This is a genomic window from Streptomyces fungicidicus (assembly GCF_003665435.1).
In the GTDB taxonomy this organism is placed as follows: domain Bacteria; phylum Actinomycetota; class Actinomycetes; order Streptomycetales; family Streptomycetaceae; genus Streptomyces; species Streptomyces fungicidicus.
The window spans coordinates 4,608,809-4,629,666 of the sequence record NZ_CP023407.1 but is presented as its reverse complement, the minus strand read 5'-3'; the positions used below and the strand labels follow the sequence as shown (position 1 = coordinate 4,629,666).

Here is a 20,858-nt window from a genome sequence, read left to right as displayed (position 1 = left end):
GGCGTCAGAGCCTCTTGGCGCTGCGCAGCGTCTTGGCGTAGTAGCCGTTGCCGTCCAGACGGGAGACGCCGCCGATGTCGCCGATGGTCGGGCCGTTGACCTCTTCCCGGCTGGACACGAAGATCAGGTGGCCCTCGGTGTCGTAGCCGAGCACCATGCCCACGTGGTCGAGCCGCTCCTTGGTGCGGGTGTCGAGCTTGAAGAAGACGAGGTCGCCGGGCTGGAGCTGGTCGATGTTGGACGGCCGGTCGTCCGGCGTGATCCCGGTCAGCGGGAGCACGTCGACGCCCTCCCCGGAGCGGGACATGCCGTTGGCGGTGCGGGGCAGGCCGTCGCCGGCGGCCTTGTCCGAGGACATCAGCGGGTAGCGGGCGCGGTAGCCGAGCACCATGCGGATGAAGCCTGAGCAGTCCAGGGACTTGGCGCGCATGGCCTCCGGCGTGCCGAAGGTGCCGTCCCGGAACGGGTACTGGACGCCGAGATAGTCGTAGAAGTCGGACTGCTCCAGGCGCAGGTCGCCGCCCTCGGCGCCGGTGGTGTTCAGCGGTCCGAAGTCCGCGTCACCGGCGTAGGCGATGCCCTGCTCGTCCTTCTTCTGCGGGGCGCCCGCCACGTACTGGAAGGCGAAGGCGAACAGATCGTCCTCCTTGCTGTCCCGGTACTCGGCGTACCACTCCTTGAACCACGCCTCCTTCTCGCCGCCCTTCTTCCAGGTCTCGGGCATGAGCCGGACCCAGTCCGTGGTGGAGACCTTGGAGGAGGTCGAGGCCGGCTCCTCGAAGGTGCGTGCCGGTCCGGTCAGCGTGGCGGTGCGCGCCCCGTCGGTGAAGACGGCCTGGATACGGCCGTTCCCGTCGCGCAGCACGGAGCGCGCGGGGTTCTCCAGCCGGGACCAGCGCTCCTCGCCCTTGTCCTTGGAGCCGGCCCCGGAGCCGCCGCCGTCCAGGACTCCGACGTTGCGGACCTCCGTGACGCCCGGCTCCTCCTGCTTGCGCAGTTCCAGGGTGAGGTAGCCGGAGGTCGCGACGAGCACCAGCACCACGAGGCCGGAGACGACCGGACGCGACTTCTTCTTGGCTTTCCCTGCCACCGTTCACTCCTCCGTTGTCATTGGTCAGTGGGTCTCAGACGGTGGGCATGACGCCGAGCAGCAGGCCGGCGGCGACGACGATGTAGGCCATGAGGGAGACGGTGCCCGTGGCCAGCAGGGTGGCGCCCTTGGGCTGGCGGACCATCTGGTAGGCGACCAGGCCGGGCACGATGAAGCCGAGGGTCTGGTTGCCGTACAGGAGCGGGAACTCGAGCGAGAGCACGATCATCACCGTGGCCTGCAGCAGCACGCCCAGCAGCACCACGGCGGCGAACAGCCGCTTGCCGTAGAGGATCACCAGCCGCTGCATGATCTTGGTGCCCGCGTAGGTCAGCGCGGTGACGCCCACCATCATGGCCGCGCGCTGGAGGTCCTCGATGAGGGTCAGCGCGATCCAGCCCGGCGTGATCATGCCACCGGGGGACAGATTGGTGGTGAGGTAGCACAGCAGCGAGAAGAACAGGCCTATGGCGATGCCGAGGGCGGCCATCTCGGGGGTCAGTGCGGCGGTGGTCAACGAGGTCTCCGGGCGGGTGGACGGGGTGGGCGAGGCGGGCGGCCCGCGGGTGGTCAGCGGCGCGGGGTCGGTCCGCCGCCCTCGGCGGTCGGATACCGGTTTCCGTCGTGGTGCGGCTCGTGCGGATCGGCGAAGAACGGGTCGTCGTAGTACGGGTAGGGCTCCGGGGCGGGAGCGGGCTGCTGGGCCTGCCCGTACTGCTGGTACTGGCCGGGCTGTCCCTGCTGTCCGTACGGTCCGCCCGGCTGGGCCGGGAGGTGGACCACCGGGATCTCCTGGGTCTGCGACGCCTGGTAGCGCTCCTCGTACGCCGTCGGGTAGGACGCGTACGGGTCCATGCGCGGCGCCTGGGCGGGGACGGCGGCCGGGCTCGGCTCGGCGGCGTCGGCGTCGCTGTCGTCCGCCGGGAGTTCGGCCAGGTACTCCAGGAGTTCCTCGCCCTGTCCGTGGATGTTGCCGATGGCGACCAGGGAGGAGCCGTCGGACATGCGGCCGAGCAGGGCCGGCATGAACTCGTCGGCGGAGCGCCGCTCACCGCCCAGGTCGACCGCCCGGTCGCGCCACTCGGCGGGGATGGCGTCGATGGCGCTCTTGGACGGGTGCCCGATGACGAAGACGTTGTCCGGCTGCAGGTCGGGGATGATCTCGCCCATCTGCCCGTTGCGCTCCACCCGGTCCGGGCGGCAGTTGATCACGACGTTGAGCGGGCGGCGGATCGCTCCGAGGTCGAGCAGCTGGTTGATGTTCATCAGCGTCGACTCGGGGTCGTTGGCCGCGAAGACGTTGGCGAAGGCGAGCCGCTTGCCGTCGGGGGCCGCGTAGCGCTCCACGGAGAGCACACCCGGGTCCGGCGGGGCGTCGTACATGCCCTGCAGGGCGACCTTGCGCTCCACGCCCAGCAGCTCGGCGACGACCAGGGCGATGGCCACGTTCTCCTTGAAGGTGAACCAGCTGAAGCCGCGCAGCTCCTCGTCGGTGACCATCTCGGGGTCGGCGTAGACCAGCTTGCAGTTCCGGGCGTCCGCCTCCTCCTGGAGGATGTGGAAGCGCTCCTTCTCGGCGGTGACGCAGATGCCGTCCTCGGGCATCGAGCGGCACAGCGAGCGGGCCACGTCGTCGAGCGTGGGGCCCATCTCGGCGAGGTGGTCCTCGCGGACGTTGCAGAGCACGCCGATCGTGGAGCGGATCAGCTTGCTCTGGTTGACCTCCTGCAGGGCCGGCATGACCGCCATGCACTCGATGACGAGGGCGTCCGGGCGGTAGGTGGCGGCCCGGCGGACGATGCCGATCTGCTCGACGACGTTGGCGATGCCGAACTTGCGGTAGACGGGCTCCTCGGTGGCGTCCGGGTGGATGAAGCGGGCGGCGGTGCCGGTGGTCTTGGCCACGGTGACCAGGTCACCGCCGCGCAGCGCGCCCGCGCACAGCCGGGTGATGGACGACTTGCCGCGGATGCCGTTGACGAGCACCCGGGACGGGATGGAGTGCAGGGCGGCGTAGTGCCGGCGCTGCTCCACGATGCCCGCGACGAGCAGGAACAGGCTCCCGGCCAGCAGGACGAAGTACAGGTAGAGCACGGCGGGTCACCTTCCTCCGGCGCCGAGCCGGGGCTCGGCGGGCCGGCGTGCCTGGTTCTGGCGGCGGGCCTGCAACTGCTGGCGGATCAGTTCGAGGCTGCGGACGACGGCCCCGACCTCGTCCTGGTAGCGGGGGAAGTGCACGGTCTTGAGATCGCCGTCGGCGAGCTTCTCGGCACCGGCGGCCAGGGCCCCCAGCGGCCGTGCGACGACCAGGTGCACCCAGCCGAGGCAGACGACGATCGCGGCGAGGCCCAGGAGGCCGGCGAGCACGCTGCGGTCCTCGCGCTCGTAGGCGGCGATCTGGAAGTGCTTGGCGTTCTGCCAGCTGACGACTGTCCAGCCGAGGTCGGAGGCGACGCCGCCGCCGGAGAAGGGGGCCGCGGCGGCGACGGTGACGCTGCCGCCGTCGCGGATGAGCAGGCCGTTCTCGACGGGTCCGGCGCCGACCGGCACGTTGCCGGCCCGCACCAGGTCGGGCAGGGCGTCGTCGGGCAGGTCCTCGAAGGCGAGGAAGCCGTTGCTGGCGGCGAGTGTGTCCGCGTCGGAGTTGACCACCCGGACCTCGCCGAGGCCGGGCCTCTTCAGCAGCGAGTTCAGGAACTCCACCCGCACCTCGCCGACCAGCGTGCTGCCCTTGTGCCCGGGCACCGGCGCGCCGACCTGGATCACGGGCTTCTTCTCCCCCTTGCCGGACACCCGGACCAGGGGGAGGTCCTTGTCGTCGCTCCAGTCGTGGGCGGCACCGCCCGCCCGGGCGAGGACCTCGCCGGCGTCGTCCACGACGTAGAGCGCCTGGTAGCGGGTGTGCTCGCGCAGAGCGTCGGCCAGCAGTCCGTCGGTGGCGCGGGGGTCGTCGGCATCGATCAGCCGGGAGGTGGAGACCAGGTCGGCCTGGGCCTCGTTCAGTGCCCGGCGTACCCGGTCAGCGACCAGGTCGGTGCGGTCGCGCTGGTCGTTGACCATGGTGGCGGGCACGCTGACCGAGTCGTCGGTGCGGTTCAGCAGCAGGCCGACGGGCACGCACCACAGCAGCAGCAGTACGGCGGTCGCCGCGAGCGGCACGCGCAGGCCGAGGCGGGCCTTGCTTCGGCCGGCGGCGGGCCCCTCGCCCTCACCGGAGCCGTGCAGCTGTGCCCGCAGCCGTTCGAGGGCCGCGCCGATCCGGGCGGCCTCGCCCCAGCGGGGCACCGAGACGGGCCGGGTCAGATCGCCGCGGGCGAGCCGGCGGGACTCCAGGAACAGCCGCAGCAGGGGCCGCTGCACGGCCGCCCACAGCACGGCCGCGGCCAGCAGGCCGACCGCGATCAGGGCACCGGCGGCGATCAGTCCGTACAGTTCCCGGCCGGTGTCGGCGGTGGCCTGCTGGACCACGGGGAGCATGGCCACCACGGTGAGCCCGAGGCCGGCGGCGACGCTGTCCTTCTCCTCCGGGTCGGAGGAGGCGAGCGAGGCGTACCCGGCGGTGGTGAGCCGACCGTTGTAGTCGTCGCCCAGCAGGGTCCCGCTGACGCCGGGGTAGCCCCGGGAGCCGGGCTCCCTGGCGCTGACCGGGTGCTCCTCGGTGCGGGCGGCGGCCCGGTCGGAGAGCTGGGACATCTGTTTCTGGAGGAACGCGAGTTCCTCGCGCTGCTTGTCCGAGTTGAGCGCCTCGGACTCCTCGAATCCGGCCGTGGCGAGGACCTCACCGTCCCGTGCCACGACCGACATCGTGCGGAACGGGCCCATGGTGACGTTGGGCACCGCCAGGCTGTTGGAGGCGATCAGCAGTTGCTGCGCCCCCTCCTTCCAGTCGAGGACCGCCATCGTCATCAAGCGGACGTCGCCGGTCTCCAGCCGCACCATGCGTGGGGTGAGGGCGCGCTCGCCGGTGAGGACGTCCTTGTCGAGCCAGGCGAGCGGAATCCTTTCGCCACGCGCGGCGAGCACATCCCCGCTCTCCAGATCCAGCACCGTGGTGCCGGTCCATTTCTGATACGTCTTTCCCAGGTCGGACAGCACGTCCTCCGGCTCGACCCGCTCCCCCTTGTTCAGCGCTTCGGCGGTGCGCTGCAGATCCGTGACCCGCTCGTCGATCGAGGCGCGGAGCGCGATGGCGCCGTCCTCCGCGAAGTGCTGCTGCGAGGTCAGCACCGCCTCGGGCACCACGGCGTCACCACCGGGCCCGAGCACCTTCGCCGTCAGACCGGCCAGGGCGACGATCAGCAGGCAGAGCAGTGCGATCGGGGGACGGATACCGCCCAGGAGCGGCATGTCCGCCCGTTTGCGGTTGCGTCGCCGCCTCGTCCGCCCGGCGTTCGCGGCACGGCTCATGTCACCGGTCTTCTTCCTTGGTCGCTGCGGGGTATCCGGCGTTCACGCGACGCACCGCTCACGCGGTCGCGCGTCACTGTCATCCAAAAGACTGATAAGCGCTGACAAAGTTGTGCTGTGAGCGCAGGGAGCCAACTGTGTTGCTCGTCACTCCCCCACGGGCAGCGACTTCAGGCCGTCGCCTCCCGGAGCGCCGCGGTTGTAAAGGAACCCGCTGGTGCGTTCCTCCGCGAGCCGATAGCGGGAGAGCCGTTCCTCGGAGAGGTCGCCGGGCTCGTCCAGCACGCTCCGCACATCGCTCACCCGGTGGTCCACGACCGTCCCGTCCGGCAGCTTCTCCCCGGGCTGGACCTCCGGCGGAACCTCCACCAGCGTGGTGCGGTAGCGGGCGCTGACGTCCCAGCCGTCCGCGGTCTCCCGGAACTCGAACCAGCCGATGGCCCCCTCCTCGGTGATCCCGCTGGGGGAGGAGTGCCGGGCCACCTGGTTACCGAGGCTGTACGCGACCCATGTCCCGTTGACCTTCTGGATCGGCTGCACGACATGGGAGTGGTGACCGATCACGAGGTCGATGCCCGTCTCGTCACTGATCCACTGTGCCAACTGCAGCTGCGACGTGCTCGGCTCGTTGTAGTACTCGGCGCCCCAGTGGACGGACAGGATGACGACCTCGGCGCCCTTCTCCCGGGCGCGCGCCTCGGCCTTCCGGATTCCTTCCGAACTGGTCTTGTTGAGGATCCAGCGCTTGCCCTCGGGCGTGGGGTGGACGAAGGACTCCCACGAGTACGACAGATGCGCGACCTTGACGCCGTTGACGTCACGGATGTTGATCTTCTTCGCCTCTTCGGGCGTCCGCGCCGATCCGGTGTGCCCGAGGCCCAGCTCGTCCATGGCGTCCAACGTGTTCCGTACGCCGGTCATGCCGTGGTCGTAGGTGTGGTTGGAGGCCGTGGAGCAGGTGTCGTACCCGACATCCTTGATCGCCGTCAGGATCTGCGGCGGGACCAGGAACTCCGGGTACCCCTCGAAGGGACCCTCGGGCTTGCCCACCGGGGTCTCCATATGACAGATGGCCAGGTCGGCCTTGCTGATGACCGGCTTCACCCCGGCGAGCAGCGGCCGGAAGTCCAGTCCCGCCTCGCCCTCGCCGGTCTCCTCGGCGTCCTTGGCCGCCTGCTCGACCAGTTCGGGATGGATGAGGATGTCACCCGCGGCGGCCACGGTGAACGAGCGCCCACCCGGCTTCGCCTGCGGCTCCACCCTCCCGGTGCCGCAGGCGGCGGTCAGGGATACGGAGGCCACCAGGATCGTTACGGCACGACCCATGCGGAGAGACTTACGGAATGTCACCGACACATGTTCACATGCGCCTCACAGGCAACATTGGCTTTACCATTACAAGACAGTCACACTTTATGTACGTTCTTGGCCTGATCGGTTTGCTCATGACCCTGATCGGCTGCCAGAAGACGCCCGAGCCCACGGCGCAGGACACCGAGCCGTCGGCGCGGGAACTGGTGGACCTGCGCAGCCGCGTCCTGTCGTATACGGAGGAGTTCAGCCCCGACGGCCCCTACGCGCCTCCCGACGAGAAGCAGCGTGCCCGACTGGCCCGGGGGGTCGGGCTGCTGCTCGAGGGTGACGCCCGCCAGGCCGAACGGCAGCTCGGCCCGCTGGGACTCGGTGTCACCCGGCTCACCGACACCGAGTCCGGCCGCCGCTACGACGAGATCGCGGCCACCGGGCCGGGCGAGAGCGCGCGATGGGGCCGGCTGTACGTGAACGCCGACTCCCGCCTCCGCTGGAACGCGCAGGTGCCGCACCCCGTGTCCGACCAGAACACCGAACGGCTCGGCGTGCGTCTGCTGGAGGGCACCCCCGGCGGGGCCCTGGTCCTGGCCGGCGCGCACCGGCGGGCCGGGCGGGACGACTCCGCCGACGTGGCGCACCGCGAGGACAGCGCCTTCCACAGCATCGTCGTGGAGCTGCAGAAGCGCGGTGTGCCCGGCGTCCAGCTGCACGGCTTCGCCGAATCGACCACGGACGACTACGACGCGGTCCTGTCCACCGGCGCCGCCCAGAGCGCGCCCGGGGAGGTCTCCGCCCTCGCCGACCGCATGGAGTCGGACGGGCTGCGGGTCTGCCGGGGCTGGTCGGCGCGCTGCCCGCTGGAGGGCACCACCAACGTCCAGGGCCGGACGGCCAAGCGGCAGCACGCCACCTTCGTCCACCTGGAGCTCGCCCCGGACGCCCGGGGCGACGGCCGCGACGCCGACGAGGCAGCGGGCGCGGTCGCCGGACTGCTCGCCGACTGGGCGCGGGAGTGAGCGGCCGGGTCCCGGTTCAGCAGCAGCGGGCCGCCGGCAGGGTCCGCTTGTTGCGGGCCTCCCTGCTGCGGGCGGCCAGCAGCTCGTCCGCCGGGTAGCCGACCTCCTCCAGGGTCAGCCCGTGCGGACGCACCACGTGCACCGCCGAGTCCCGTACGCCCGCGGCCAGCACCTCGGCGGGCCAGTGCGGCGGGCGGTGGCCGTCGCCGACGAACAGCAGCGCGCCGATCAGCGAGCGCACCATGTTGTGGCAGAACGCGTCGGCCCGGACGGTCGCCGTGACGATCCCGTCCTCACCGCGCACCAGGCTCAGCTCCTGGAGGGTACGGATGGTCGTCGCGCCCTCGCGCCTCTTGCAGTACGCGGCGAAGTCGTGCTCCCCCAGCAGCCCGCGGGCCGCCTCGTTCATCGCGTCGACGTCGAGGGGCCAGTCGTGCCACAGCACATGGCCGCGCAGCAGCGGGTCGACGCCGCCCGGGTTGTCGGTGACCCGGTAGGCGTAGCGCCGCCAGACCGCGGAGAAGCGGGCGTTGAATCCGGCGGGCGCCTCCCGGAGCGCCCACACCCGCACGTCCCTGGGCAGCCGTCCGGCGAGCCGCTTGAGCAGCTTCGTGTGGTGCTCGGCCCACACCTTCCGCGGCAGATCCACATGGGCGACCTGCCCCCGCGCGTGCACGCCCGCGTCGGTACGGCCGGCCACGGTCAGCTCGTACACCGTCCCGCCGGACCGCGTCACGGTCCGCAGCGCGTCCTCGATCTCCCCCTGGACGGTCCGCCGTCCCCCGGCCTGCCTGGCCCAGCCGGAGAACTCGGCTCCGTCGTAGGAAAGGTCCAGCCGCACCCGCACGAACCCGGGCTGCACTTCGTCGCTCACGATCAGATCCTCTCAGACACACGAAAGCGGGCCCGCCCCTGGAAAGGGACGGGCCCGCAACGCCCTGAAGGGGCGCGAGGAACCGCGCGACCAGCCACGACAGCGCCGCAGCCGCACACGCACGGGCCCCCGGCAGTACGCTTACGCGTCCTTCGACTCCTCGGCCGGGGCCTCGGCGGCCTCGTCGGACTTGGCCTCGGCGGCCTCGTCCTTCTTGAGGGCGTCTTCCTTGACCGCACGCTTGGTGGCGGCCTCGGCCTCGCCGGTGGCCTGCTGCTGCACCGTCAGCGCCTCGACCAGCTCGATGACGGCCATGGGCGCGTTGTCGCCACGGCGGTTACCGATCTTGGTGATACGGGTGTAGCCACCGGGACGGTTCTCGTAGCGCGGGCCGATCTCGGTGAAGAGCGTGTGGACGATGCTCTTGTCCGTGATGACCTGGAGAACCTGACGGCGGTTGTGAAGGTCGCCCTTCTTCGCCTTGGTGACCAGACGCTCGGCGTACGGACGCAGCTTGCGCGCCTTCGCCTCGGTGGTGGTGATGCGGCCGTGCTCGAACAGCGCCTTCGCGAGGTTCGCGAGAAGCAGCTTCTCGTGCGCGGCACTGCCGCCCATACGGGCACCCTTGGTGGGCCTCGGCATGATGTCTCTCCTGTGTGTCTGCCCCGGCCGTATCAGGTACCGGGGTCAGTATCCGAGCAGACGGTCGTCTGTCGGAGATCCAGGCCCCCGAAGGGGCCTGGAAGGGGCGCGGGGAACTGCGCGACCAGCCACAGCTGGCCCGCACGGGCAGTACGGCCTCCCCGCGGAGCGCCTAGTACTGCTCGGTCTCCACGAAGCCCGCATCCGCGTCGTCGTCCGCCCCGAAGGCGTCCGCCGCGGCGGTCGGGTCGAATCCGGGCGGGCTGTCCTTGAGGGCCAGGCCCATGCCGGCCAGCTTCGCCTTGACCTCGTCGATCGACTTCGCACCGAAGTTGCGGATGTCGAGCAGGTCGGCCTCGGAGCGGGCGACGAGCTCACCCACGGAGTGGATGCCCTCACGCTTGAGGCAGTTGTACGACCGAACGGTGAGCTCGAGCTCCTCGATCGGCAGCGCCAGGTCGGCGGCGAGGGCGGCGTCCGTGGGGGACGGGCCCATGTCGATGCCCTCGGCGTCGATGTTCAGCTCGCGGGCGAGACCGAACAGCTCGACCAGGGTCTTGCCGGCGGAGGCCATGGCGTCACGGGGACGCATCGCCTGCTTGGTCTCGACGTCGACGATCAGCTTGTCGAAGTCGGTGCGCTGCTCGACACGGGTCGCCTCGACCTTGTAGGTGACCTTGAGAACCGGCGAGTAGATCGAGTCGACCGGGATGCGCCCGATCTCCTGGCCCACCTGCTTGTTCTGCACGGCGGAGACGTAGCCGCGACCGCGCTCGACGGTCAGCTCCATCTCCAGCTTGCCCTTGCCGTTGAGCGTGGCGAGGACGAGGTCGGGGTTGTGCACCTCGACACCGGCCGGGGGCGCGATGTCGGCGGCGGTGACCAGACCCGGGCCCTGCTTGCGCAGGTACATCACGACCGGCTCGTCGTGCTCCGAGGAGACGACCAGCTGCTTGATGTTGAGGATCAGGTCGGTGACGTCCTCCTTGACGCCCGGCACGGTGGTGAACTCGTGCAGGACGCCGTCGATCCGGATGCTGGTGACAGCGGCACCGGGGATCGACGACAGGAGGGTACGGCGGAGCGAGTTGCCGAGGGTGTAGCCGAAGCCCGGCTCCAGCGGCTCGATCACGAACCGGGAGCGGAATTCGTCGACGACCTCTTCGGTCAACGAGGGACGCTGAGCGATCAGCATGTTGGTGATCCTTCAGTCAGGGGCGCCCGCTATTTGACGCCCGACTTGGTACTGCAAGGGTACGGGCGATACGACCCGAAGGAGCCGTACCGCCCGTAAAGCCCTGGTGAAGCGAGATCAGACGCGACGACGCTTCGGCGGACGGCAGCCGTTGTGCGGGGTCGGGGTGACGTCCTGGATGGAGCCGACCTCGAGGCCCGTGGCCTGGAGGGAGCGGATCGCGGTCTCACGACCGGAGCCCGGGCCCTTGACGAACACGTCGACCTTGCGCATGCCGTGCTCCTGGGCGCGGCGGGCAGCCGACTCGGCGGCCATCTGCGCGGCGAACGGCGTGGACTTGCGGGAGCCCTTGAAGCCGACGTGGCCGGCGGAGGCCCAGGAGATCACGTTGCCGGTCGGGTCCGTGATGGACACGATCGTGTTGTTGAACGTGCTCTTGATGTGCGCGTGGCCGTGAGCGACGTTCTTCTTTTCCTTGCGGCGCACCTTCTTGGCAGCGCCCTGACGACCCTTGGGGGGCATCTATAACTCCTACGGGAGGTGGTCGGTCCTACAGCGAAGACCGCTGGACGGCGAGTCCGCTGCGGACTACTTCTTGCCCGGCTTCTTCTTGCCGGCGATGGCGCGACGCGGGCCCTTGCGGGTACGCGCGTTGGTGCTGGTGCGCTGACCGCGGACGGGCAGACCGCGACGGTGACGCAGACCCTGGTAGGTACCGATCTCGACCTTGCGGCGGATGTCGGCCTGGATCTCGCGACGGAGGTCACCCTCGGTCTTGATGTTGTTGTCCACGAACTCGCGGATCGCGACGAGCTGCTCCTCGGAGAGGTCGCGAACGCGGGTGTTCGGGTCGATGCCGGTGGCGGCCAGCGTCTGCTGCGAAAGGGTCCGGCCGATGCCGAACACATAGGTGAGGGCGATCTCCACGCGCTTTTCGCGCGGAATGTCAACACCGGAAACGCGTGCCATTCAATGGCTCCAGTTGATTGTCGGAGGTCTTCCACAGGACCGGACCCCGGTCCGCCGTACGAGGTACGGACCAGGTCCCCGGCCTCCGAGCCGGGGGTGTCGAGCCGGTGCGGCTCGGGACCTGCGTATGAACATGTACTGCTCGCGTCGCGCGAAGTTCTGCGGAAAAGTCGCAGAGGGTGGATCGTGCTGCGGTCAGCCCTGGCGCTGCTTGTGGCGCGGGTTGTCGCAGATGACCATGACCCGGCCGTGACGGCGGATCACCCTGCACTTGTCGCAGATCTTCTTGACGCTCGGCTTGACCTTCATGGGATGTGAGGTTCTCCGGGTCAGTGCCATCGCTCCGGCGGACCGGGGCTCGGGCAAGATCTACTTGTACCGGTAGACGATCCGGCCACGCGTCAGGTCGTACGGAGACAGCTCCACCACGACCCGGTCGTCAGGGAGGATGCGGATGTAGTGCATGCGCATCTTGCCGCTGATGTGTGCCAGGACCTGGTGGCCGTTCTGGAGCTCGACCCTGAACATGGCGTTCGGAAGAGACTCGACGACAGTGCCCTCGATCTCGATGGCACCTTGCTTCTTGGCCACGCTTCGCCCTTCGAATCGACTACCTTGATCGACTCTGGCGTGCACCGTGGGTACATGCGGACATGCGGGTGCACTAGAGCCGACGAGTCAGTCTACGTCAGCGCACCCGGAAACACGAATCGAGGAATTCTGCCCCACACCCGAGATCCTTAACCGGACGAATCCGGAGCACGCCGGGACGCCCGTCCCCGCGCACACCCGGTCCCGTCGTCAGCCGAGCGGATCCGGAGCGGCCGTGACGCCCAGCTCCGCCAGCTTGGCCTTGCCGCCGTCGGGGGCCGTCAGGACCAGCGGGCCCTGCTCGGTGAGGGCGACGGAGTGCTCCCAGTGGGAGGACCAGGTGCCGTCGGTGGTGATGACCGTCCAGTCGTCCGAGAGGACCTTCGTCTTCGGGGTGCCCAGCGAGACCATCGGCTCGATGGCGAGGCAGAAGCCCGGGACCAGCTTGGGGCCCTTGCCCCGCTTGCGGTCGACGTAGTTCAGCAGGTGCGGGTCCATGTGCATCTCGGTGCCGATGCCGTGGCCGCCGTAGTCCTCGATGATCCCGTACTTGCCGCCGCCCGGCTTCGGCTGGCGGCGGATGTACGTCTCGACGGCCCGGGAGATGTCGACCAGCCGGTTCCCCTGCTTCATGGCGGCGATGCCGGCCCACATCGACTCCTCGGTCACCCGGGACAGCTCGATGAGCTCCGGGGAGTGACCGGACCCGACGAACGCGGTGAAGGCGGCGTCCCCGTGCCAGCCGTCGATGATCGCGCCGCAGTCGATGGAGATGACGTCCCCGTCCTTCAGGACGACGTCGTCGGAGGGGATGCCGTGGACGACGACCTCGTTCACCGAGGTGCAGATCGTCGCGGGGAAGCCGCCGTAGCCCAGGAAGTTCGGCTTGGCGTTGTGCTCGGCGAGCACCTTGCGGGCGACCTGGTCCAGATCGTTCGTCGTGGCCCCGGGCACGGCGGCCTCACGGGTGGCCGCGTGGATGGCGGCGACGACCAGCCCCGCCTCGCGCATCCTGGCGATCTGCTCGGGGCTCTTGATCTGCACCATGGGGGACGACGGCCTTTCTGGACCAGACGAAGTGACGAACGCTTCCAACGATACGGGGCACCGGGCCGCGCCACCCGCCCCCGTCAAGCCACAGCCGCGGCTCCCTGGCGGAACCGCGGCTGCAAGCACCTACTGGCGACTACTCCCCGCGCTTGAGCGCCTCCAGCGCCCGTCCGGTGACCTCGTCGACCGCTCCCATCGCGGAGATGGTGACGACGAGTCCCTGCGCCTTGTAGTAGTCGATGATCGGCTCGGTCTGCGTGTGGTAGACCTCCAGCCGGGTCCGCACCGTCGACTCGGAGTCGTCGTCGCGCTGGTACAGCTCACCGCCGCAGGTGTCGCACACACCCGCCTGCTTCGGCGGGCTGTACGTCGCGTGGAACACGTGCGCGGAGTCGTTGCGGCAGATCCGCCGTCCGGCGATCCGCTTGACGACCTCGTCCTCGGGGGCCTCGAGATCGAGGACCGCGTCCAGCTTGATGCCCTCGGTCTGCAGCAGCTCGTCCAGCGCCTCGGCCTGCGAGACGTTGCGCGGGAAACCGTCCAGCAGGAAGCCGCCCTCGGCGTCGGGCTGCTCCATGCGGTCCTTGGCCATCGCGATGGTGACCTCGTCGGGGACGAGGTTGCCCGCGTCCATGTAGGACTTCGCGAGCTTCCCGAGTTCGGTCTGCCGGCTGATGTTGGCGCGGAACAGGTCGCCCGTGGAGATGTGCGGGATGCGCAGTTTCTCGGCAAGGCGGGTGGCCTGCGTACCCTTACCGGCACCCGGCGGCCCGACGAGGACGATTCGCATCAGCGGAGGAACCCTTCGTAATTGCGCTGCTGGAGCTGGCTCTCGATCTGCTTCACCGTCTCGAGACCCACACCCACGATGATCAGGATGCTGGTCCCGCCGAACGGGAAGTTCTGGTTTGCCCCGAACCCAACCAACGCCATCGTCGGCACGAGAGCGATCAGACCCAAGTACAGCGAACCCGGCCAGGTGATCCGGTTGAGTACGTAACTGAGGTACTCAGCGGTCGGTCGGCCAGCCCGGATGCCCGGGATGAAGCCACCATACTTCTTCATGTTGTCCGCGACTTCCTCGGGGTTGAAGGAGATCGCCACGTAGAAGAACGCGAAGAACACGATGAGCAGGAAGTACAGCGACACGTAAATCGGGTGGTCACCGCGGACCAGGTGCGCCTCGATCCAGGTCTTCCAGCCGGAGGTGCCGCTGGAGAACTGGGCGATCAGGGCGGGGATGTAGAGCAGCGACGAGGCGAAGATGACGGGAATCACACCCGCCTGGTTCACCTTGAGCGGGATGTAGGTCGACGTGCCGCCGTAGGAGCGGCGGCCGATCATGCGCTTCGCGTACTGGACGGGGATCCGGCGCTGGGCCTGCTCGACGAAGACGACCAGGCCGACCATGACCAGACCCACGGCGATGACGGTGCCGAACTCGATCCAGCCGCCCGCGAGGCTGCCCTGCTCCTTGATGGCCCACAGGGCGGAGGGGAAGGTGGCGGCGATCGAGATGAACATCAGGATCGACATGCCGTTGCCGATGCCGCGGTCGGTGATGAGCTCACCGAGCCACATGACGACGGCCGTGCCGGCGGTCATGGTGATGACCATGGTGATGGTCACGAAGATCGACTGGTCCGGGACGATCTGGCTCGCGACCGGGCAGCCCTGGAACAGGGCGCCGCTGCGGGCGGTGGCCACCAGACCGGTGCCCTGCAGGATGGCCAGCGCGACCGTCAGATAACGGGTGTACTGCGTGATCTTCGCCGTACCGGCCTGGCCCTCCTTCTTGAGGGCTTCCAGACGCGGGATCACCACGGTCAGCAGCTGCAGGATGATGCTCGCCGTGATGTACGGCATGATGCCCAGCGCGAAGATCGTGATCTGGAGCAGCGCGCCGCCGCTGAACATGTTGACGAGACCGAACAGGCCCTGGTTCGCCTGGGCCGCGTCGATACAGGTCTGGACGTTCCGGTAGTCGACACCCGGGATCGGGATGTGCGTACCAACCCGGTACACCACGATGATGCCGAGCGTGAAGAGCAGCTTCTTGCGCAGGTCGGGCGTCTTGAACGCCCGGGCGAACGCGGTGAGCACGGTGCCTCCTGCGACCCCCCGCGCAACTGCGTCAAGGGTGACGGTTTTGAGATTCCGACTAAGGACGAATACGTAACGGTCAAGTGCGGCCCTGAGTGCCCCGTACGGGACGCCCGAGGTCGATGGGCAGCGCAGGCCACCTTACCGGCGAGACTGCCACCCTAGGAACGACCAACCGGGGATACCCCATTTGTGGGGTATCCCCGGTCGGGATCGCTCTACGTCATCGAGACACCTGAAGAAGTCAGACGAGCTCGGTGACGGTACCGCCGGCGGCGGTGATCTTCTCCTTGGCGGAGCCGGAGACGGCGTCGACCGTCACCTGCAGCGCCACGGAGATCTCGCCCTGGCCCAGGACCTTGACGAGGCTGTTCTTGCGCACGGCGCCCTTGGCGACCAGGTCCTCGACCGTGACCTCTCCACCCTCGGGGTAGAGGGAGGCGAGCTTGTCCAGGTTCACGACCTGGAACTCGGTCTTGAACGGGTTCTTGAAGCCCTTGAGCTTCGGGAGACGCATGTGGAGGGGCATCTGGCCACCCTCGAAGCGCTCCGGAACCTGGTAACGGGCCTTGGTGCCCTTGGTACCACGACCAGCCGTCTTACCCTTCGACGCCTCACCACGACCGACACGGGTCTTGGCGGTCTTGGCGCCGGGGGCGGGACGGAGGTTGTGGATCTTGAGCGGGTTCTGCTCCGCCATGATCAGTCGACCTCCTCGACCGTCACGAGGTGGCGGACGGTGTGCACCATGCCGCGGAACTCGGGGCGGTCCTCCTTGACGACCTGCGTGTTGATGCCCTTGAGACCAAGGGAACGCAGGGTGTCACGGTGGTTCTGCTTGCTGCCGATGTAGGACTTGACCTGCGTAATCCTGAGCTGCGCCATGATTACGCACCCGCCCCGGCACGTGCGCGGAGAAGGGCCGCGGGAGCGACGTCCTCGAGCGGCAGACCACGGCGGGCCGCGATCTCCTCGGGACGCTGCAGACCCTTGAGGGCCTCCACGGTCGCGTGCACGATGTTGATCTGGTTGTCGGAGCCGAGCGACTTCGACAGCACGTCGTGGATACCGGCGCACTCGAGCACGGCGCGCACCGGACCACCGGCGATAACGCCGGTACCCGGGGACGCGGGCTTGAGCAGCACGACGCCGGCAGCCTTCTCACCCTGGATGGGGTGCGGGATGGTGCCCTGGATGCGGGGGACCTTGAAGAAGTGCTTCTTGGCCTCCTCAACGCCCTTGGCGATGGCGGCCGGCACCTCCTTGGCCTTGCCGTATCCGACACCCACGGTGCCGTCACCGTCGCCCACCACGACCAGCGCGGTGAAGCTGAAGCGACGACCACCCTTCACAACCTTGGCGACACGGTTGATCGCGACGACGCGCTCAACGTATGCGGTCTTCTCGGCGGCAGCTGCGCCGCCGTCACGGCCCTTCCGGTCCCGCCGCTCGCCGCCACCGGCACCGCCACCGCGGCGCTGGGGTCCAGCCATTGGAATTACCTCTCTCTGTTTCCGCTAGCTCGGAACCGGCTCAGAACTTCAGGCCGGCTTCGCGGGCGGCGTCCGCCAGGGCGGCGATGCGCCCGGCGTACTGGTTACCACCACGGTCGAACACGACGGCCTCGACACCGGCGGCCTTGGCGCGCTCGGCGACCAGGGCACCGACCTGCTTGGCCTGCGCGGACTTGTCGCCCTCGCCACCGCGGACCGAGGCGTCCAGGGTGGACGCCGACGCCAGGGTGTGACCCTTCAGGTCGTCGATCACCTGCGCCACGATGTGACGGTTGGAACGAGTCACGACCAGGCGAGGACGCTCGGCGGTGCCGGCGACCTTCTTGCGGATCCGGATGTGACGACGCTTGATAGCAGCACGCTTGTAGGCGTCGCCCTTGAGGATCTTCTGCCCGTATGCCATGGCTTACTTACCCGCCTTTCCGACCTTGCGGCGGATGACTTCGCCCTCGTACTTGACGCCCTTGGCCTTGTACGGGTCGGGCTTGCGGAGCTTGCGGATGTTGGCCGCAACCTCACCGACCTTCTGCTTGTCGATTCCCTCGACCGAGAAGTGGGTCGGGTTCTCGACCTTGAAGGTGATGCCCTCGGGGGCCTCGACCGTGATCGAGTGGCTGTAGCCGAGGGAGAACTCCAGGTTCGAACCCTTGGCGAGCACGCGGTAACCGACACCGCTGATCTCGAGCTTCTTCACGTAACCCTGGGTCACGCCGGTGATCATGTTCGCCACCAGCGTGCGGGACAGGCCGTGCAGGGCCTTGTTCTGACGCTCGTCGTTGGGGCGGGTGACGTTCAGAACGCCGTCCTCACCCTTGGCGATCTCGATCGGCGCCACGACGGTGTGGGTCAGCGTGCCCTTGGGGCCCTTGACCGAGACCGTACGGCCGTCGATGGTGACGTCCACGCCGGCGGGAACCGCGATGGGGAGCTTGCCGATGCGCGACATAGCTGTTTCCTCCGTTCCCTTCCGCTACCAGACGTAGGCGAGGACTTCCCCACCCACGCCCTTCTTGCCGGCCTGCTTGTCGGTGAGGAGCCCGTGCGACGTGGAGATGATCGCCACGCCGAGGCCGCCCAGCACCTTCGGCAGGTTGGTGGACTTCGCGTACACCCGGAGACCGGGCTTGGAGATCCGCTTGATGCCCGCGATGGAGCGCTCACGGTTGGGACCGAACTTGAGGTCCAGGACGAGGTTCTTGCCGACCTCGGCGTCCTCGACCTTCCAGCCCGTGATGAAGCCCTCCTGCTGGAGGATCTCCGCGATGTGCGACTTGATCTTCGAGTGCGGCATCGCCACGGTGTCGTGGTACGCCGAGTTCGCGTTCCGCAGACGCGTGAGCATGTCTGCGATCGGATCAGTCATGGTCATGAATTGGCCTTCGGCCTCTCTCGCCGTGGTTTCCTGGTGCGCCATCCCTCTCCCCGATCCGAGACGGGACGGGTGCGGCGCGGTGGACCTACGGCGTAGTAAGTCGTCTAGGCACGGCAGGTGCCCAACCCCGCAAGCCTAAGCCATACGGAGCGGGCCTCCCGCCGTCCCCATTGCTTACCGAGAGCCCTGGGAATCCGGAATTACCCGGACTACCAGGAGCTCTTGGTCACGCCCGGCAGCTCGCCACGGTGAGCCATCTCACGAAGGCACACGCGGCACAGGCCGAACTTGCGGTACACGGAGTGCGGACGACCGCAGCGCTGGCAGCGGGTGTAGCCGCGCACTCCGAACTTGGGCTTGCGAGCAGCCTTCGCGATGAGAGCCTTCTTCGCCATCTCGCTCACGCCTCCTTGAACGGGAAGCCGAGGTGACGGAGAAGGGCACGGCCCTCTTCGTCGTTGGTCGCCGTGGTCACCACGGTGATGTCCATACCCCGGACACGGTCGATCTTGTCCTGGTCGATCTCGTGGAACATGACCTGCTCCGTGAGACCGAAGGTGTAGTTGCCACGGCCGTCGAACTGCTTGGGGGACAGACCACGGAAGTCGCGGATGCGCGGGAGCGCGAGCGACAGGGTGCGGTCCAGGAACTCCCACATGCGGTCGCCACGGAGCGTGACGTGGGCACCGATCGGCTGGCCCTCACGCAGCTTGAACTGCGCGATGGACTTGCGGGCCTTGGTGACGGCCGGCTTCTGACCGGTGATCGTGGTGAGGTCGCGGATGGCGCCCTCGATCAGCTTGGAGTCGCGGGCGGCGTCGCCCACACCCATGTTGACCACGATCTTGACGAGGCCGGGAACCTGCATGACGTTCTCGTAGGAGAACTGCTCGCGCAGCTTGCCCGCGATCTCCTCGCGGTACTTCGTCTTCAGACGCGGAGTGGTGGTGGTAGCCATCAGATGTCCTCACCCGTCCGCTTGGCAACGCGGATCTTGTTGCCTTCGTCGTCGAAGCGGTAACCGACGCGCGTGACGACCTTCTTGCCGTCCTTCTCCACGACCAGCTGGACGTTGGAGACGTGGATCGGGGCCTCGGTGGTCACGATGCCGCCGGCCTGCGAACCGCTGGCGGTCGGGCCGGCCTTGGTGTGCTTCTTGACCCGGTTGACACCCTCGACCAGGACGCGGTCCTCACGGGGGAAGGCCGCGATGACCTTGCCCTGCTTGCCCTTGTCCTTGCCGGTGACGACCTGGACCAGGTCACCCTTCTTGATCTTCATGCTCACAGCACCTCCGGCGCGAGGGAGATGATCTTCATGAACTTCTTCTCGCGCAGCTCACGGCCGACCGGGCCGAAGATACGGGTGCCGCGAGGGTCGCCGTCGTTCTTCAGAATGACGGCGGCGTTCTCGTCGAAGCGGATGTACGAGCCGTCCGGACGGCGGCGCTCCTTGACGGTGCGAACGATGACCGCCTTGACGACGTCACCCTTCTTCACGTTGCCACCGGGGATCGCGTCCTTGACGGTGGCGACGATGACGTCACCGATGCCCGCGTAGCGGCGACCGGAGCCACCGAGCACACGGATGCAAAGGATTTCCTTCGCACCAGTGTTGTCGGCGACACGCAGTCGCGACTCCTGCTGGATCACGTCTATCTCCTGTTTGTCTGCCGGTTCCCCGGGGGCCGCTCACCCTTGCGGGCGAGCGGTCCCCGGAGCCTGGCGGAACTGTCCTGCGAGGAATGCCCCGCAGGAACGTACTTGTGGGGAACTCCCTTGCGGGAATTACCTACTTGGCCTTCTCGAGGATCTCGACGATGCGCCAGTGCTTCGTCGCCGACAGCGGCCGGGTCTCCATCAGGAGGACGCGGTCGCCGACACCGGCGGCGTTCTGCTCGTCGTGGGCCTTGAGCTTGCTCGTGCTGCGGATGACCTTGCCGTACAGCGCGTGCTTCTTGCGGTCCTCGACGGCGACGACGACGGTCTTGTCCATCTTGTCGCTGACGACGATGCCCTCACGGGTCTTGCGGTCGCCCCGAGCCTCAGTGTTGGTCTCAGTCACGTTGTTCTCGCTCATCAGGCGTTCTCCACCGTTTCGATGCCCAGCTCACGCTCGCGCATCAGGGTGTAGATCCGCGCGATGTCCTTGCGGACCGCCTTCAGACGGCCATGGTTCTCGAGCTGCCCGGTCGCCGCCTGGAAGCGGAGGTTGAACAGCTCTTCCTTGGCCTCGCGGAGCTTCGCAAGAAGCTCCTCGTTGCCCAGCTCGCGCAGCTCGGACGCCTTGGTACCGGCCGACATCACGCTTCACCTGCCTCGCGCTTGACGATCCGGCACTTCATCGGCAGCTTGTGGGCTGCACGGGTCAGCGCCTCACGGGCGATCTTCTCGTTGGGGTAGGACAGCTCGAACATGACCCGGCCCGGGTGCACGTTCGCGATCCACCACTCCGGAGAACCCTTACCGGAACCCATGCGGGTCTCGGCAGGCTTCTTCGTGAGCGGGCGGTCCGGGTAGATGTTGATCCAGACCTTGCCGCCACGCTTGATGTGGCGGGTCATCGCGATACGGGCCGCCTCGATCTGGCGGTTGGTCACGTACGCCGGCGTGAGGGCCTGGATGCCGTACTCGCCGAACGCAACCGTCGTACCGCCCTTGGCCTGGCCACGGCGCTTCGGGTGGTGCTGCTTGCGGTGCTTGACCCTACGGGGGATCAGCATGT

At 68.3% G+C, this 20,858-nt stretch carries 29 protein-coding genes; 1 reads left to right on the top strand and 28 read right to left on the bottom strand.

What is annotated here, in order from left to right:
- Positions 1 to 4 precede the first annotated feature (4 nt).
- The 5 genes from CNQ36_RS21335 to CNQ36_RS21315 form a co-directional block, all read right to left on the bottom strand.
- Positions 5 to 1,090, bottom strand: a complete 1,086-nt coding sequence (locus CNQ36_RS21335; protein WP_121547165.1) for a C40 family peptidase — start codon at positions 1,088 to 1,090, stop codon at positions 5 to 7.
- Between the two features lie 34 nt (positions 1,091 to 1,124).
- Positions 1,125 to 1,607: a poly-gamma-glutamate biosynthesis protein PgsC/CapC gene (locus CNQ36_RS21330; RefSeq protein WP_121547164.1), complete on the bottom strand. Its 483-nt coding sequence runs from the start codon at positions 1,605 to 1,607 to the stop codon at positions 1,125 to 1,127.
- Between the two features lie 53 nt (positions 1,608 to 1,660).
- The gene (pgsB, locus tag CNQ36_RS21325) at positions 1,661 to 3,184 is read right to left on the bottom strand and encodes a poly-gamma-glutamate synthase PgsB (protein WP_121547163.1); all 1,524 of its coding nucleotides are present in this window, start codon (positions 3,182 to 3,184) and stop codon (positions 1,661 to 1,663) included.
- 6 nt (positions 3,185 to 3,190) lie between these two features.
- Positions 3,191 to 5,437, bottom strand: a complete 2,247-nt coding sequence (locus tag CNQ36_RS21320) for a HAMP domain-containing protein (RefSeq protein ID WP_121548539.1) — start codon at positions 5,435 to 5,437, stop codon at positions 3,191 to 3,193.
- Between the two features lie 207 nt (positions 5,438 to 5,644).
- Positions 5,645 to 6,823, bottom strand: a complete 1,179-nt coding sequence (locus CNQ36_RS21315) for a CapA family protein (RefSeq protein ID WP_121547162.1) — start codon at positions 6,821 to 6,823, stop codon at positions 5,645 to 5,647.
- An 89-nt stretch (positions 6,824 to 6,912) separates the two neighbouring features.
- Here CNQ36_RS21315 and CNQ36_RS21310 point away from each other — a divergent pair, with 89 nt between their 5' ends.
- Complete coding sequence (locus tag CNQ36_RS21310; RefSeq protein WP_228329554.1) at positions 6,913 to 7,824, top strand: hypothetical protein; 912 nt, start codon at positions 6,913 to 6,915, stop codon at positions 7,822 to 7,824.
- A 16-nt stretch (positions 7,825 to 7,840) separates the two neighbouring features.
- On the opposite strand, the gene truA is transcribed toward CNQ36_RS21310, so the two are convergent.
- From truA to rplP, 23 genes are all read right to left on the bottom strand, one after another.
- Entirely contained in the window at positions 7,841 to 8,698 is an 858-nt protein-coding gene (gene truA / locus CNQ36_RS21305) for a tRNA pseudouridine(38-40) synthase TruA (RefSeq protein ID WP_121547160.1), read from the bottom strand.
- A 141-nt stretch (positions 8,699 to 8,839) separates the two neighbouring features.
- The gene (rplQ, locus tag CNQ36_RS21300) at positions 8,840 to 9,340 is read right to left on the bottom strand and encodes a 50S ribosomal protein L17 (protein ID WP_004927187.1); all 501 of its coding nucleotides are present in this window, start codon (positions 9,338 to 9,340) and stop codon (positions 8,840 to 8,842) included.
- Between the two features lie 172 nt (positions 9,341 to 9,512).
- Positions 9,513 to 10,535, bottom strand: a complete 1,023-nt coding sequence (locus CNQ36_RS21295) for a DNA-directed RNA polymerase subunit alpha (RefSeq protein ID WP_003966937.1) — start codon at positions 10,533 to 10,535, stop codon at positions 9,513 to 9,515.
- A 117-nt stretch (positions 10,536 to 10,652) separates the two neighbouring features.
- Positions 10,653 to 11,057 carry a 30S ribosomal protein S11 gene (gene rpsK, locus CNQ36_RS21290; RefSeq protein ID WP_003948617.1) on the bottom strand — a complete coding sequence of 135 codons (405 nt, stop codon included), beginning with the start codon at positions 11,055 to 11,057 and terminating at the stop codon, positions 10,653 to 10,655.
- A gap of 66 nt (positions 11,058 to 11,123) precedes the next feature.
- Positions 11,124 to 11,504: a 30S ribosomal protein S13 gene (gene rpsM, locus CNQ36_RS21285; RefSeq protein ID WP_004927207.1), complete on the bottom strand. Its 381-nt coding sequence runs from the start codon at positions 11,502 to 11,504 to the stop codon at positions 11,124 to 11,126.
- Positions 11,505 to 11,699: 195 nt separating this feature from the next.
- Complete coding sequence (gene rpmJ, locus CNQ36_RS21280) at positions 11,700 to 11,813, bottom strand: 50S ribosomal protein L36 (protein ID WP_003974245.1); 114 nt, start codon at positions 11,811 to 11,813, stop codon at positions 11,700 to 11,702.
- A 60-nt stretch (positions 11,814 to 11,873) separates the two neighbouring features.
- Positions 11,874 to 12,095 carry a translation initiation factor IF-1 gene (gene infA, locus CNQ36_RS21275; protein WP_004927214.1) on the bottom strand — a complete coding sequence of 74 codons (222 nt, stop codon included), beginning with the start codon at positions 12,093 to 12,095 and terminating at the stop codon, positions 11,874 to 11,876.
- Between the two features lie 210 nt (positions 12,096 to 12,305).
- Positions 12,306 to 13,142: a type I methionyl aminopeptidase gene (gene map / locus CNQ36_RS21270; RefSeq protein ID WP_004927216.1), complete on the bottom strand. Its 837-nt coding sequence runs from the start codon at positions 13,140 to 13,142 to the stop codon at positions 12,306 to 12,308.
- 139 nt (positions 13,143 to 13,281) lie between these two features.
- Positions 13,282 to 13,935 carry an adenylate kinase gene (locus tag CNQ36_RS21265; protein WP_004927219.1) on the bottom strand — a complete coding sequence of 218 codons (654 nt, stop codon included), beginning with the start codon at positions 13,933 to 13,935 and terminating at the stop codon, positions 13,282 to 13,284.
- Entirely contained in the window at positions 13,935 to 15,248 is a 1,314-nt protein-coding gene (secY, locus tag CNQ36_RS21260) for a preprotein translocase subunit SecY (RefSeq protein WP_004927220.1), read from the bottom strand. Before secY ends, CNQ36_RS21265 begins: the two co-directional genes overlap by 1 nt.
- 244 nt (positions 15,249 to 15,492) lie before the next feature.
- The gene (gene rplO, locus CNQ36_RS21255) at positions 15,493 to 15,948 is read right to left on the bottom strand and encodes a 50S ribosomal protein L15 (protein ID WP_004927223.1); all 456 of its coding nucleotides are present in this window, start codon (positions 15,946 to 15,948) and stop codon (positions 15,493 to 15,495) included.
- A 2-nt stretch (positions 15,949 to 15,950) separates the two neighbouring features.
- A complete protein-coding gene (rpmD, locus tag CNQ36_RS21250; protein WP_004927226.1) occupies positions 15,951 to 16,133 on the bottom strand; it encodes a 50S ribosomal protein L30 in 183 nt (60 codons plus the stop codon).
- Between the two features lie 2 nt (positions 16,134 to 16,135).
- Positions 16,136 to 16,741 (bottom strand): 30S ribosomal protein S5, encoded by a 606-nt coding sequence (rpsE, locus tag CNQ36_RS21245; RefSeq protein WP_004927232.1) that lies wholly within the window; start codon positions 16,739 to 16,741, stop codon positions 16,136 to 16,138.
- Between the two features lie 40 nt (positions 16,742 to 16,781).
- Positions 16,782 to 17,165: a 50S ribosomal protein L18 gene (gene rplR / locus CNQ36_RS21240; protein ID WP_004927235.1), complete on the bottom strand. Its 384-nt coding sequence runs from the start codon at positions 17,163 to 17,165 to the stop codon at positions 16,782 to 16,784.
- 3 nt (positions 17,166 to 17,168) lie between these two features.
- Positions 17,169 to 17,708, bottom strand: a complete 540-nt coding sequence (rplF, locus tag CNQ36_RS21235; RefSeq protein WP_004927239.1) for a 50S ribosomal protein L6 — start codon at positions 17,706 to 17,708, stop codon at positions 17,169 to 17,171.
- Between the two features lie 24 nt (positions 17,709 to 17,732).
- The gene (gene rpsH, locus CNQ36_RS21230; protein WP_004927242.1) at positions 17,733 to 18,131 is read right to left on the bottom strand and encodes a 30S ribosomal protein S8; all 399 of its coding nucleotides are present in this window, start codon (positions 18,129 to 18,131) and stop codon (positions 17,733 to 17,735) included.
- 212 nt (positions 18,132 to 18,343) lie between these two features.
- Complete coding sequence (locus tag CNQ36_RS21220; RefSeq protein ID WP_003948630.1) at positions 18,344 to 18,529, bottom strand: type Z 30S ribosomal protein S14; 186 nt, start codon at positions 18,527 to 18,529, stop codon at positions 18,344 to 18,346.
- Positions 18,530 to 18,534: 5 nt separating this feature from the next.
- Positions 18,535 to 19,092 carry a 50S ribosomal protein L5 gene (rplE, locus tag CNQ36_RS21215; RefSeq protein WP_004927250.1) on the bottom strand — a complete coding sequence of 186 codons (558 nt, stop codon included), beginning with the start codon at positions 19,090 to 19,092 and terminating at the stop codon, positions 18,535 to 18,537.
- Complete coding sequence (rplX, locus tag CNQ36_RS21210) at positions 19,092 to 19,415, bottom strand: 50S ribosomal protein L24 (RefSeq protein WP_004927254.1); 324 nt, start codon at positions 19,413 to 19,415, stop codon at positions 19,092 to 19,094. Before rplX ends, rplE begins: the two co-directional genes overlap by 1 nt.
- 2 nt (positions 19,416 to 19,417) lie before the next feature.
- Positions 19,418 to 19,786, bottom strand: coding sequence for a 50S ribosomal protein L14 (gene rplN / locus CNQ36_RS21205; protein WP_003998823.1), 369 nt, complete (start codon positions 19,784 to 19,786; stop codon positions 19,418 to 19,420).
- A 139-nt stretch (positions 19,787 to 19,925) separates the two neighbouring features.
- On the bottom strand, positions 19,926 to 20,213 hold the full coding sequence (gene rpsQ / locus CNQ36_RS21200; RefSeq protein ID WP_004927263.1) for a 30S ribosomal protein S17: 288 nt from the start codon (positions 20,211 to 20,213) through the stop codon (positions 19,926 to 19,928).
- Entirely contained in the window at positions 20,213 to 20,437 is a 225-nt protein-coding gene (gene rpmC, locus CNQ36_RS21195) for a 50S ribosomal protein L29 (protein ID WP_007494763.1), read from the bottom strand. The genes rpsQ and rpmC overlap by 1 nt, the downstream gene beginning before the upstream one ends.
- Entirely contained in the window at positions 20,437 to 20,856 is a 420-nt protein-coding gene (rplP, locus tag CNQ36_RS21190) for a 50S ribosomal protein L16 (RefSeq protein ID WP_004927269.1), read from the bottom strand. The genes rpmC and rplP overlap by 1 nt, the downstream gene beginning before the upstream one ends.
- Positions 20,857 to 20,858 lie beyond the last annotated feature (2 nt).

Bases quoted from the DNA above. Each gene is read 5' to 3' on its own strand.
- rpsH (WP_004927242.1), bottom strand. From the start codon at position 18,131: ATGACCATGACTGATCCGATCGCAGACATGCTCACGCGTCTGCGGAAC.
- rplQ (WP_004927187.1), bottom strand. From the start codon at position 9,340: ATGCCGAGGCCCACCAAGGGTGCCCGTATGGGCGGCAGTGCCGCGCAC.
- CNQ36_RS21315 (WP_121547162.1), bottom strand. From the start codon at position 6,823: ATGGGTCGTGCCGTAACGATCCTGGTGGCCTCCGTATCCCTGACCGCC.
- rplR (WP_004927235.1), bottom strand. From the start codon at position 17,165: ATGGCATACGGGCAGAAGATCCTCAAGGGCGACGCCTACAAGCGTGCT.
- rplE (WP_004927250.1), bottom strand. From the start codon at position 19,092: ATGGCTACCACCACCACTCCGCGTCTGAAGACGAAGTACCGCGAGGAG.
- CNQ36_RS21320 (WP_121548539.1), bottom strand. From the start codon at position 5,437: ATGCCGCTCCTGGGCGGTATCCGTCCCCCGATCGCACTGCTCTGCCTG.
- rpsM (WP_004927207.1), bottom strand. From the start codon at position 11,504: ATGGCACGCGTTTCCGGTGTTGACATTCCGCGCGAAAAGCGCGTGGAG.
- rplX (WP_004927254.1), bottom strand. From the start codon at position 19,415: ATGAAGATCAAGAAGGGTGACCTGGTCCAGGTCGTCACCGGCAAGGAC.
- rpmC (WP_007494763.1), bottom strand. From the start codon at position 20,437: ATGTCGGCCGGTACCAAGGCGTCCGAGCTGCGCGAGCTGGGCAACGAG.
- rpsE (WP_004927232.1), bottom strand. From the start codon at position 16,741: ATGGCTGGACCCCAGCGCCGCGGTGGCGGTGCCGGTGGCGGCGAGCGG.
- CNQ36_RS21310 (WP_228329554.1), top strand. From the start codon at position 6,913: ATGTACGTTCTTGGCCTGATCGGTTTGCTCATGACCCTGATCGGCTGC.
- rpmJ (WP_003974245.1), bottom strand. From the start codon at position 11,813: ATGAAGGTCAAGCCGAGCGTCAAGAAGATCTGCGACAAGTGCAGGGTG.
- rplO (WP_004927223.1), bottom strand. From the start codon at position 15,948: ATGGCGGAGCAGAACCCGCTCAAGATCCACAACCTCCGTCCCGCCCCC.
- rplP (WP_004927269.1), bottom strand. From the start codon at position 20,856: ATGCTGATCCCCCGTAGGGTCAAGCACCGCAAGCAGCACCACCCGAAG.
- CNQ36_RS21295 (WP_003966937.1), bottom strand. From the start codon at position 10,535: ATGCTGATCGCTCAGCGTCCCTCGTTGACCGAAGAGGTCGTCGACGAA.
- rpmD (WP_004927226.1), bottom strand. From the start codon at position 16,133: ATGGCGCAGCTCAGGATTACGCAGGTCAAGTCCTACATCGGCAGCAAG.
- rpsQ (WP_004927263.1), bottom strand. From the start codon at position 20,213: ATGAGCGAGAACAACGTGACTGAGACCAACACTGAGGCTCGGGGCGAC.
- CNQ36_RS21265 (WP_004927219.1), bottom strand. From the start codon at position 13,935: ATGCGAATCGTCCTCGTCGGGCCGCCGGGTGCCGGTAAGGGTACGCAG.
- rpsK (WP_003948617.1), bottom strand. From the start codon at position 11,057: ATGCCCCCCAAGGGTCGTCAGGGCGCTGCCAAGAAGGTGCGCCGCAAG.
- rplF (WP_004927239.1), bottom strand. From the start codon at position 17,708: ATGTCGCGCATCGGCAAGCTCCCCATCGCGGTTCCCGCCGGCGTGGAC.
- CNQ36_RS21220 (WP_003948630.1), bottom strand. From the start codon at position 18,529: ATGGCGAAGAAGGCTCTCATCGCGAAGGCTGCTCGCAAGCCCAAGTTC.
- map (WP_004927216.1), bottom strand. From the start codon at position 13,142: ATGGTGCAGATCAAGAGCCCCGAGCAGATCGCCAGGATGCGCGAGGCG.